Annotated in this window: 7 protein-coding genes, 1 pseudogene and 1 CRISPR repeat array; of the genes and pseudogenes, 5 read left to right on the top strand and 3 right to left on the bottom strand. The window is 47.3% G+C overall.

Going from position 1 to position 8,895, the window contains the following annotated elements; all coding sequences use genetic code 11:
- Position 1: 1 nt before the first annotated feature.
- Positions 2–808: a thiazole synthase gene (locus GY683_RS02840; protein ID WP_297287306.1), complete on the top strand. Its 807-nt coding sequence runs from the start codon at positions 2–4 to the stop codon at positions 806–808.
- 16 nt (positions 809–824) lie between these two features.
- Positions 825–2,189 carry a wax ester/triacylglycerol synthase family O-acyltransferase gene (locus tag GY683_RS02845; protein WP_297287307.1) on the top strand — a complete coding sequence of 455 codons (1,365 nt, stop codon included), beginning with the start codon at positions 825–827 and terminating at the stop codon, positions 2,187–2,189.
- Positions 2,190–2,233: 44 nt separating this feature from the next.
- On the opposite strand, the gene GY683_RS02850 is transcribed toward GY683_RS02845, so the two are convergent.
- The 3 genes from GY683_RS02850 to GY683_RS02860 form a co-directional block, all read right to left on the bottom strand.
- Entirely contained in the window at positions 2,234–2,386 is a 153-nt protein-coding gene (locus GY683_RS02850; protein ID WP_297287308.1) for a hypothetical protein, read from the bottom strand.
- Positions 2,387–2,602: 216 nt separating this feature from the next.
- Positions 2,603–3,436 carry an inositol monophosphatase family protein gene (locus GY683_RS02855; RefSeq protein ID WP_297287309.1) on the bottom strand — a complete coding sequence of 278 codons (834 nt, stop codon included), beginning with the start codon at positions 3,434–3,436 and terminating at the stop codon, positions 2,603–2,605.
- A gap of 90 nt (positions 3,437–3,526) precedes the next feature.
- Positions 3,527–5,626 (bottom strand): 1-deoxy-D-xylulose-5-phosphate synthase, encoded by a 2,100-nt coding sequence (locus tag GY683_RS02860; RefSeq protein WP_297287310.1) that lies wholly within the window; start codon positions 5,624–5,626, stop codon positions 3,527–3,529.
- Positions 5,627–5,885: 259 nt separating this feature from the next.
- On the opposite strand from GY683_RS02860, the gene ribA reads away from it, so the two are divergent.
- From ribA to cas1f, 3 genes and pseudogenes are all read left to right on the top strand, one after another.
- Complete coding sequence (gene ribA / locus GY683_RS02865) at positions 5,886–6,479, top strand: GTP cyclohydrolase II (RefSeq protein ID WP_172459601.1); 594 nt, start codon at positions 5,886–5,888, stop codon at positions 6,477–6,479.
- Positions 6,480–6,496: 17 nt separating this feature from the next.
- Positions 6,497–7,480 (top strand): oxygen-dependent coproporphyrinogen oxidase, encoded by a 984-nt coding sequence (gene hemF / locus GY683_RS02870; protein WP_297287311.1) that lies wholly within the window; start codon positions 6,497–6,499, stop codon positions 7,478–7,480.
- A 141-nt stretch (positions 7,481–7,621) separates the two neighbouring features.
- Positions 7,622–8,299 (top strand): annotated as a pseudogene (gene cas1f / locus GY683_RS02875) (type I-F CRISPR-associated endonuclease Cas1f); the annotation flags it as partial.
- 14 nt (positions 8,300–8,313) lie between these two features.
- A CRISPR array of direct repeats spans positions 8,314–8,702; the repeat unit is 28 nt; unit sequence ATTCCACATCGCATAGATGACTTAGAAA.
- Positions 8,703–8,895: the final 193 nt, after the last annotated feature.

Here is an 8,895-nt window from a genome sequence, read left to right on the forward strand (position 1 = left end):
CATGAGCGCATCAGGCAACCCCTTAATTAATGACACCTTTAGCGTTGGTTCACGCACCTTCTCATCACGTCTACTGGTCGGTACAGGCAAATATAAAGACCTGACCGAGACAGGCGATGCCATCAAAGCCAGCGGCAGCGAGATCGTAACCGTCGCCATTCGCCGTACAAACATCGGTCAGAATAAAGGCGAGCCAAACCTGCTAGACGTCATCTCACCAAAAGACTACACTATCTTACCTAATACAGCAGGCTGCTTTGATGCGGATAGCGCGATTCGCACCTGTCAGCTGGCGCGCGAACTCTTAGATGGTCATAATCTGGTTAAGCTAGAAGTTCTGGGCGATGAAAAAACGCTATACCCCAACGTCACCGAAACCCTAAAAGCGGCTCGAGTACTCATCGATGACGGCTTTGAAGTGATGGTATATACCTCTGATGACCCCATCATCGCCAAAGAGCTGGAAAATATGGGCTGTGTTGCTGTGATGCCATTGGGCAGCTTAATCGGCTCAGGGCTGGGTCTATTAAACCGTCACACGCTAAGTCTAATCATCGAGAATGCCAATGTGCCTATCTTGGTAGATGCTGGCGTTGGCACCGCGTCCGATGCTGCCATTGCAATGGAATTAGGCTGTGATGGCGTACTCATGAATTCAGCCATCGCTCATGCGCAGAACCCTGTATTAATGGCACATGCCATGAAGAACGCCATTCATGCAGGTCGCCAAGCCTTCTTGGCGGGACGCATGCCTGCACGCAAAATGGCAGTTGCAAGCTCACCCCAGACTGGCTACTTTTTCCAGTAGTCGAAGGGAGTAATGAGTGCGCGCCTTAACTGCGGTTGATCATTTATTCTTATTGTTAGAGACACGCAAACAGCCCATGCACGTCGCTGGGCTTTGCATGTTTGAGCTACCCCCTTCTGCTGACGATGATTTTGTTACGCAGTTGGTTGATCAGATCAAAAGCGGTAAAACTATCCCAAGCTTTCCTTTTAATCAAGTGCTAAAGAACGTCGGGTTTTGGGATAAAGATGATCACTTTGACATCAATCATCATTTTCGCCACATCGCCCTACCACGTGCCGGCGGTGACGCTGAGCTGATGGCTTATATCTCGCGCGAGCATGGGCGCATGATGGATCGCACCAAGCCACTGTGGGAATTTCACCTAATCGAAGGCATCGCACCCATTCAAGATGGCGCACCAAAACGATTCGCCATTTACCTTAAAATTCATCACGCCATGGTCGATGGCATCGCCGCCATGCGATTGCTTGAGCGCTCCTTATCCACGCTGCCTGATGACAGATTTATGCTGCCGTTTTGGTCATTATCCACCAAATACCGCAGTCAGATTGATGCCATCTTGCCAATACACAAGCCAGCTTGGACGATTATCAAAGAGCAACTAGGCACAATAAAGCCAGTCGCCCGAGAGATCCTACGCGGCTTTAAACATCGCCACCGCAATAACTTTATCAGCACTTTTGATGCGCCAAAATCCTTACTAAACCAGCGTATCTCTAGCGCACGATCGCTCGCGATGCGCTCCTTTGACAAGACAAGATTTGCCAACGTCGCACAAAAATTCGACATAACCACCAACGATGTCATCCTAGCAGTCTGCGCCGGCGCACTTCGAGAGTATCTATTAAGCCAAAACGCTCTGCCTGATAAGCCGCTCATCGCCTTCGTGCCAATCAGCCTTCGCCAAGATAACAGCAGTCTGGGCAATCAGCTGTCATTCTTATTGACCAATCTTGGTACACATGAGTCAAGCCCCATAGCACGCCTAAAAACCATCAAAAATAGCATTAATGATGGCAAAAAACGCTTCTCTCGCATGACGCAGGCGCAAGTGATCAATTACAGTGCCTTAACCTATGGGTGGGCAGGGATCAACCTAGCGACGCGTGCTTACCCTGCCAAACAGGCCTTTAATTTAATTATCTCCAACGTCCCTGGGGATAATACGCCTTTGTATCTCAATGGCGCAAGGCTGACAGGCATATTCCCCGCCTCGGTGCTTTTCGATGGGCAAGCGCTAAACATCACCCTCGCCAACTACCAAGATAAGTTAGACTTTGGCATCACGGCATGCATTAGCACACTGCCGAACATTGACAAGCTTCCCGATCTGATCGAAAAACACATCGCTGAATATGAAAATATAGCTGCCGAATAATAAATAAAAAACCATCCGATTAAGGATAGTTTTTATCATCAGAGTTAAGCACTCAATGCTAGCTGCGCTCGATTGCCTTCTGCCAACTTAGTAAGTACAGCTTTGATCATCTCTGACGTTACGTGTTTCTTTTTGCCTTTTGACAGGACGGTCATCTCTAGAGATGCATTGACTGGTTGTTGATTTTTGGCGCTCATGCTACACTCCTTATTCTGCTATTTATTCATCTGGCATTTGATTGATTTGCTTGACAAGCATCAATCACTTCATATCCATAAGTATAACTGAAGTTTACATTTGTACTCAATCAAAACTTGCCAAAATCAGCGATAAAGTGTAAACAGATGTTTCTTTTTTGACAAAATTTTGACAATAAAAAAACCGCCTTGAATTGGCGGTTTCTGGATCAGCAATTAATGAGATAATGCATTTTCCCATACAGGAATGACCAGCTGCATCAAAGGCTTAAGTAATTTAACATTGCATGCAAATACAGAACCTGTGGTCATGGCATTATTGGCACCATGATGATCCACCACCACACCGCGCGCCTCGGTAACGATCAGCTCGCCTGCGGCAACATCCCAAGGTTTTAATGACATTTCAAAATAACCATCAAAACGACCAGCAGCCACATAACACAGATCAAGCGCAGCAGAGCCCAGACGGCGAACTTGACCGCCATTCTCGCAGATGGCTTGTAAGCTAGCAAAGTGCTGACGAGCAAAGCTTGCGCGCTGTTCGCCAACCATGCGTTCATAAGGATGTCCTGTTGTGAACAGACCGCCTGCGATGGTCTTACGATCCGACACCATCAGACGACGCTGATTGAGGCGCGCGCCACGTCCACGGCTGGCAGTGAATAGCTCATCACGCACAGGATCATAAATCACGCCATGCTCAGTTACGCCGTTTTTTTGGACAGCAATCGACACACAAAAATGCGGCACACCATGCACAAAGTTCTGAGTGCCGTCTAGCGGATCAATGATCCAGCACCAATCGGCATCCGCGCCTTTACCTTCTTGTAGACCAAATTCCTCACCCAAAAAAGAATGATTTGGATAGCTTTCCTTCAGCAAAGAAATGGTCAACTCTTCGGCATAGCGGTCAATTTTGGTCACCAAACCGTCAAGACCCTTAGACTCTACCGCCAAATCTACACGATGGCGATTCTCATGTGCACGTAGAATTTCATGACCAACTTTTTGCGCCACTTGCGACGCGATGACTACCATCGGTTCCATACTTCACCTTATAAACATATCTTAAATAGTGGTTTTGCATTCATCATACAAAAGAACCATTATAGCTTAAAACTGGCTAATTTTCACGCCTTATTTTAGGGTTTGTAATGTCACCAAAATCCCCCGCTCATCAAGCCCACATTCTGCCAACTGTTCATCATGACTGCCATGAGCGACAAACACATCATCAATGCCAATCTGCATAAGCCGACCGCCATAGCCCACACTTGCCAAATACTCGCCCACCGCCGAGCCTGCTCCGCCCATACGCTGATGTTCTTCTACTGTGATAAAATGCGTAACGCCCTGCTCGATAAGCTCATCTATTAGCTCATTGTCAAGCGGTTTGACCCACCGCATATCCACCACCGTCATGGACGTTTCTGTCGTTTGGGCGAACGTTTGGCTTGCCGATAGGCTGTCGTTTAGGCGTGTACCAAAGGCAAGCACCGCCACTTTTTTATCCGATTGGGTATTAAAATTATCCGTCCGCCATACGATTTTTGCCTTACCAATGGCAAATTTCTCATCGCTATTTTTGACAATCTCACGCCCCACGCCCACGCCCCTAGGATAGCGAATGGCACTCGTGCCTTGATAAGCGTAGCAAGCATTTAGCAGATGATAGCATTCATGTTCATCGCTTGGCGTGGCAATCACCACATTTGGCACACAACGCAAATACGCCAAATCAAACACGCCTGCATGAGTCGCCCCGTCTTCGCCCACAAGTCCCGCTCGGTCTATGGCAAAGGTTACGTCCAAGTTTTGTAAAGCGACGTCATGAATCAGCTGGTCATAGCCACGCTGTAAAAAGGTAGAATAAATCGCCACCACAGGCTTTAATCCACCCGTTGCCATGCCTCCTGCTAAGGTTACGGCGTGCTGTTCAGCAATCGCCACGTCAAAAAACTTGGCAGGATACGCCTTGGCAAATGCCACCATGCCTGAGCCTTCGCACATGGCAGGGGTAATGGCAACCATATGGGGGTCTTCTCCGTTATCCATAAGCCAGTCGCCAAAGATGTCTGAGTATTTTTTGGCTTTAGGGGCGTTGTCAGGTTTGTCCGTTTTTGGCACATCTGCTTTGGGCAATTTGCCAATGGCGTGATAGGTAATGGGGTCAGCTTCGGCAGGCAAAAAGCCCTTGCCCTTGACCGTGTAGACGTGAATCAGCACCGCTCCTTTTAACTGTTTGGCACGTTCAAAGACTTGCAAAAGTTTTGGCAAATCATGTCCGTCAAAAGGCCCAAGGTAGGTAAAGCCAATCGCCTTAAATAAATTATCAGGGAAAATATGGTCATGTACTTTTTCGGCAATTTTGTCCGACAACGGCATGGGCGGAGCGTTTCTGCCAAAAAGACCACCAATATTTTGCACCAGATTACCGCCCAGTTTGGCAGGGATTTTTTCTAGGGTTTCTTTTGCCCCGTTTGCCATGTGCAGATAGTGGCGAACCCGTCTGTCATCAGGGCTAATCTCACGCTTTATCATCAGGATATTGCCGTGTTTGTCAATGTCAAAGGCAAGCCCACGTTGCCATAGCCGTGCCAAATGGCGACTAAACCCGCCAATCGCTTGCGAGATTGACATGTCATTGTCATTTAGCACCACCGTCAAATCGGCATTTTGTTGCACCGCATCATTCATCGCTTCAAACGCCATGCCCCCTGTCATCGCCCCATCTCCGATGACCGCCACGACCTTGCGGTTTTCGCCCTTGATACGACTGGCAAGGCTCATGCCAAGTCCTGCCGATATGGACGTGGAACTATGCCCCACGCCAAAGGTGTCGTACTCGCTCTCGCTCCGCTCGGGAAATGCCGTCAGACCGCCCTTGGCACGGATACGCACCAGCTCATCACGCCGACCTGTCAGCACCTTGTGAGCGTACGCCTGATGACCCACGTCCCACACGAGCTTATCATAAGGCGTGTCATAAGTGGCGTGCAGGGCGACCGTCAGCTCCACCACGCCCAAATTTGCCCCAAAATGCCCGCCACTTTGACCGACCGAGTAAAGCAAATATTCACGGAGTTCGTCCGATAATTGGCACAGCTCATCGGTATTTAGCCCCTTTAAATCTTTGGGCAAGCTGACTTTATCAAGCAATGGCGTTACAGGACGAGTGGTGGGAATCTGAGAAAAGGCTCTTGGCGTGAATGTTTGGCTGTCAATAGAATGTGGCATGACTGGCTTTTTTCCGAGTTGATAAGTGGGTCGCGCAGGTTATTTTTATGGCGATTTCGCGCATCTTACTGTAATTATCTTTTCAATCATAAAAATAGTATGGCATAATAGCATTTTTGGCGACATCGTGCGACTATTTTATAAGATAGGCTTTATTTTTGCCATAAAAACACCATTATTTTTAATTAAGCATTTCATTTTTCATCAAAATTTCACATAAAGATTAGCATTATTGGCATCATGCCATTTGGGGTTCATTTTGTATCAATTCATCACCAAAGCAAAGCTGCCCACCGTTCATGGTGAATTTGACATTCATGTATTCGAAAACGAAATCGGACAAGAGCACATTCTTCTAAGCCATGGATTGCCCTGCGACAATCCTACCACCATTCCTGTGGTGCGCATTCACTCAGAATGCCTGACAGGCGATGCGTTCGGTTCGCTCAAATGCGACTGCGGACCCCAGCTGAACGCCGCCATGCAAGCCGTACAAGCACACGGCTGCGGCGCGATACTATACCTACGCCAAGAAGGTCGCGGCATCGGACTCACCAACAAAATCCGCGCCTACGCCCTACAAGATCAGGGGCATGATACCTTAGATGCCAATCTGCTGCTTGGGCTGCCTGCAGACGCTCGCACCTATGAGATGTGCAAAGAAATGCTCGAACACGTTGGCGTTACCAAATTATCACTCATGACCAATAATCCCAATAAAGTCAATGACCTAAAGTCATTAGGGCTCGACGTGGTAGAGCGCGTCCCACTCATCGTCGGCGTCAATCCACACAACCAAGATTATCTCAACGTCAAAGACTCAAAAATGGGACACTTTATTAATCATCAATAAAGATAGCAGGCAATATCATGAATAACAGCAGCAACACGACAGCGGCAGATTTTGATGCCAAGCTTGGGCAAGTACGAGAATTTCTATTAAATCTACAAGAGCGAATTTGCACCGCCCTAGAAAATCAAGAGAAATCAGGCGGCATCGACGGCGGTAGTGATATTAAGTTTATCCCAGATATTTGGGAGCGCCCTGAAGGCGGTGGTGGTCGCTCGTGCGTAATGTCTGGCGGTGAAGTCATCGAAAAAGGCGGCGTGATGTTCAGCCACATCCACATCAGCAAGCTCCCCCCTTCTGCCACCGAGAGGCACCCACAGCTTGCCGGCGCAAAGGCTCAAGCGATGGGTGTGTCGTTGGTTATTCACCCCAAGAACCCACACGTCCCAACCAGCCACGCCAATGTCAGACTATTCGTCGCGACGCCCAATGACGGCAGTGAGCCGATTTGGTGGTTTGGCGGCGGCTTTGATTTAACGCCCTTCTATCCTGTCTTATCAGATGTCAAACATTGGCATCAGGTTGCTTATGATCTGTGCCAGCCATTTGGTGATGATATTTATCCCAAATTCAAAAAATGGTGCGATGATTATTTCTTCTTAAAGCATCGAGGTGAATGCCGCGGCGTGGGCGGTCTGTTTTATGATGACATCAATACCAATACCACAGGCTGGGATTTTGACCAATGCTTTGCATTCATGAAAGCCGTCGGTCAAGGCTATCTAGATGGGATCGTGCCAATCTTTGAGAACAATAAGTACAAACCCTACACCCAAAGCGAGCGAGAGTTTCAGCTGTATCGCCGCGGACGCTATGTGGAATACAATCTCGTCTATGACCGTGGGACGATATTTGGACTGCAGTCAAACGGACGTACCGAATCAATTCTGGTATCCATGCCGCCATTGGCCAGCTGGTCGTATCGTTACGAGCCTGCGGTGGGCACGCCCGAATTTGAGCTGACTGACTTTTATTTAAAGCCAAAAGACTGGTTGGCGCTATAACCTTACCACATCGATCTACCACGAATTGGGCTCTTGAATACATAAGAACCCAATTTTTTTATGTTTAAAATCTTGGGTGATTATAGTAGACTGAAAAGTAATCGAAAAGCTCTTAGTATACAAGCATTTAAAAGGACATTTATGGACACCCTACGCCCCACCGACCTAAAAACCATTTTACATTCCAAACGTGCCAATCTGTATTATTTAGAGCATTGCCGAGTCATGCAAAAGGACGGGCGAGTGCTGTATCTGACCGAAAGCAAAAAAGAAAATCTCTACTACAATATCCCCATTGCCAACACCACCGTGATACTGCTTGGCACAGGCACGTCCATTACTCAGTCTGCGGTAAGGCTACTAGCAAGTGCAGGCGTGCTGATTGGCTTTTGTGGGGGCGGTGGCACGCCTTTATTTATGGGGAATGAGATTGAGTGGCTGACCCCACAATCAGAATATCGCCCCACCGAATACATTCAAGGCTGGCTGTCGTGGTGGTGGGACGATGACAAACGTCTGGCAATGGCAAAACGCTTGCAAATGGCTCGGCTTGATTTTATGAATGACGTGTGGGGGCGTGATAAGGACTTGCGTGGGGCGGGTTTTGATAGTAAATGTGATGACATCATAAGCTTACAAAATCACTACCGCACCCAGATTTTGGGGCAAAATAGCGTATCAGACTTGCTTGCCCTAGAAGGACGCATGACCAAAGAGCTGTATAAATTTGCCGTCAAGCATACAGGTTATAAGGGATTTAGCCGTGATTATGACGGCGTGGATAAAGCCAACCAATTTTTAAATCACGGCAATTATTTGGCATATGGCTTGGGATTCCACATCGCATAGATGACTTAGAAAGTTACGCTTGATCGAGTAGCTGGTAAAGTAGGATTCCACATCGCATAGATGACTTAGAAAGATATATCCGCACTCTTCGCCCCGATACTTACATTCCACATCGCATAGATGACTTAGAAAAACAGAAAAAAAATTAATCAAAAGTTGGCTGCATTCCACATCGCATAGATGACTTAGAAAGACTTGGTCAATGATGACACTCGTGCCATCGGTATTCCACATCGCATAGATGACTTAGAAATTGGTACAAATACAATCAGTATTAGTTCTAACATTCCACATCGCATAGATGACTTAGAAAGTTATAAGTTGAGATTGTGATTGACTTAGTCAATTCCACATCGCATAGATGACTTAGAAACATAAAAAAACCGCCCAAAAAGGACGGTTATAAAAAACACCCCACTAAAAAGCGGGGTGTTTATGCTGTTAATTATTCTGTCTAAATTCACGCTCCATCTCGTCAAATTCACAATACTGATAATCAACCAAGTATTCAGCAATGCGTAACAGCGTGTCAGCGTGGGCGTTATCTTGTTTTGCCACCGTGATTA

The sequence above is a fragment of the Moraxella sp. genome, assembly GCF_024227015.1.
Lineage (GTDB): Bacteria > Pseudomonadota > Gammaproteobacteria > Pseudomonadales > Moraxellaceae > Moraxella.

Coding starts and splice junctions, on each gene's coding strand:
- GY683_RS02840 (WP_297287306.1), top strand. CDS start 2: ATGAGCGCATCAGGCAACCCCTTAATTAATGACACCTTTAGCGTTGGT.
- GY683_RS02850 (WP_297287308.1), bottom strand. CDS start 2,386: ATGAGCGCCAAAAATCAACAACCAGTCAATGCATCTCTAGAGATGACC.
- GY683_RS02855 (WP_297287309.1), bottom strand. CDS start 3,436: ATGGAACCGATGGTAGTCATCGCGTCGCAAGTGGCGCAAAAAGTTGGT.
- GY683_RS02860 (WP_297287310.1), bottom strand. CDS start 5,626: ATGCCACATTCTATTGACAGCCAAACATTCACGCCAAGAGCCTTTTCT.
- hemF (WP_297287311.1), top strand. CDS start 6,497: ATGAATAACAGCAGCAACACGACAGCGGCAGATTTTGATGCCAAGCTT.